General features: G+C 66.8%; 1 protein-coding gene. It reads left to right on the top strand.

Translation table 11 applies throughout. The features are described 5' to 3' along the window. A partial coding sequence (gene arc / locus PUR61_RS15940; RefSeq protein WP_329879507.1) for a proteasome ATPase occupies positions 1 to 1,549 on the top strand: 1,549 nt, incomplete at both ends.

A 1,549-nucleotide genomic window follows, 5' to 3' on the forward strand; every position in this document is an offset into this window, starting at 1 on the left:
CCCTGCGAGAGGCCCGCGACCAGATCGTGGCCCTCAAGGAGGAAGTGGACCGGCTGGCACAGCCCCCGGCCGGATTCGGTGTCTTCCTCAGCCAGAACGAGGACGGCACCGCCGACATCTTCACCGGTGGCCGCAAGCTCCGCGTGAACGTCAGCCCCAACGTCGAGCTCGACGAGCTGCGGCGCGGCCAGGAAGTGATGCTCAACGAGGCCCTCAACATCGTGGACGCGATGGCCTTCGAGAGCATCGGCGACCTGGTCACCCTCAAGGAGGTCCTGGAGGACGGCGAGCGGGCCCTGGTCGTCGGCCACACCGACGAGGAGCGGGTGGTGCGCCTGGCCGAACCGCTGCGCGAGATCACCCTCCGGGCGGGGGACGCCCTCCTGCTGGAACCCCGTTCCGGCTACGTCTACGAGGTCGTGCCGAAGTCCGAGGTCGAGGAGCTCGTCCTCGAGGAGGTCCCGGACATCGACTACCGCCAGATCGGCGGCCTCGCCAACCAGATCGAACTGATCCGGGACGCGGTCGAGCTGCCGTACCTGCACGCCGACCTCTTCAAGGAGTACGAGCTGCGCCCGCCCAAGGGCGTGCTGCTCTACGGCCCGCCCGGCTGCGGCAAGACGCTGATCGCCAAGGCCGTGGCGAACTCGCTGGCCAAGAAGGTCGCCGAGGTCACCGGCCGGCCCCAGGGGAAGAGCTACTTCCTCAACATCAAGGGCCCCGAGCTGCTCAACAAGTACGTCGGCGAGACCGAGCGGCAGATCCGCCTGGTCTTCCAGCGGGCCCGGGAGAAGGCGAGCGAGGGCACCCCCGTCATCGTCTTCTTCGACGAGATGGAGTCGCTGTTCCGCACCCGCGGTTCCGGTGTCAGCTCGGACGTGGAGAACACCATCGTCCCGCAGCTGCTCGCCGAGATCGACGGCGTGGAGGGCCTGGAGAACGTCATCGTCATCGGCGCCTCGAACCGCGAGGACATGATCGACCCGGCGATCCTGCGGCCCGGCCGCCTGGACGTCAAGATCAAGATCGAGCGCCCGGACGCCGAGGCCGCGAAGGACATCTTCTCCAAGTACCTCAAGGGCTCGCTGCCGTTCCACCCGGACGACCTCAAGGAGCACGACGGCTCCGTGGGCGCCACGGTGGAGGCGATGATCCAGTCGGTGGTGGAGCGGATGTACTCCGAGACGGAGGAGAACCGCTTCCTGGAGGTCACCTACGCCAACGGTGACAAGGAGGTCCTGTACTTCAAGGACTTCAACTCCGGCGCGATGATCCAGAACATCGTCGACCGGGCGAAGAAGATGGCCATCAAGGCCTTCCTCGACCACGGTCAGCGGGGTCTGCGCGTCGCCCACCTGCTCAACGCCTGCGTGGACGAGTTCAAGGAGAACGAGGACCTGCCGAACACCACCAACCCGGACGACTGGGCCCGGATCTCCGGCAAGAAGGGCGAGCGGATCGTCTTCATCCGGACCCTGGTCACCGGGAAGCAGGGTGCCGAGTCCGGCCGCTCGATCGACACTGTCGCCAACACCGGGCAGTACCTGTA

The organism is Streptomyces sp. BE20 (genome assembly GCF_036322525.1).
Classification (GTDB): Bacteria; Actinomycetota; Actinomycetes; order Streptomycetales; family Streptomycetaceae; genus Kitasatospora.